The sequence below is a fragment of the Pseudomonas sp. 2(2015) genome, assembly GCF_000955865.1.
Classification (GTDB): Bacteria; Pseudomonadota; Gammaproteobacteria; order Pseudomonadales; family Pseudomonadaceae; genus Aquipseudomonas.
Genome location: NZ_JYOF01000058.1, coordinates 1 through 568 on the forward strand (window position 1 = coordinate 1; position 568 = coordinate 568).

At 63.7% G+C, this 568-nt stretch carries 2 protein-coding genes; both read left to right on the forward strand.

Annotated features, from left to right (window positions below):
- The coding region (locus tag UB48_RS28365; protein ID WP_275560930.1) for a hypothetical protein at window positions 1-237 on the forward strand (237 nt) is incomplete at its 5' end.
- A gap of 30 nt (window positions 238-267) precedes the next feature.
- On the forward strand, window positions 268-568 hold a 301-nt coding region (locus UB48_RS26915), incomplete at its 3' end, for a hypothetical protein (protein ID WP_045202439.1).

Genomic DNA, 568 nt, shown 5'->3' on the forward strand with positions numbered 1-568 from the left:
CGGCATGTGGGGCGGGGTTCAGCAATGAACGCGGCCTGCGGGTGCATCGCGGCCGACGGCACAAGGGCGTGTGATGTTATGTGGGCACGCCTGATCCTCCCCGACTGTCGAGCATGTGACGTCCGCAAGGCGGCGTCTTGGAAGACCCGCCTGTGCGTGATTTGTACTGCCGAGGTGCTGCTCCTCGAGGAGGCACTGGCGCTGAACCTGGACGACGAGAACCCGACCTGCATGTAATGTTGTGGGGCTACAAATGAAAGGTGAGAAATGACCAAGGAGTGCCAGGCGCCGTCCTGTGAGAACGAGGTGAAGCTGCACCGTCCGTCGGACGTCAAGCGTCGGAAGTTCTGCTCGGCGCAGTGCAGCGCGAACGAGCAGGCACGTCGCACGACCGAGCGGATCGACGAGGGGAAGTGGCTGGTGGGCACGGACCACCCGGAGTCGATCGCCCAGCGTGTCGGCTTCAGCAACGTCACGACGATGCTCGAGATGCTGATGCGTCGGGACGAGAACGACCTCGCTGCTCGCTTGCGTGCGGACTATGGCCGCTACATGCGGCCCATGCAGG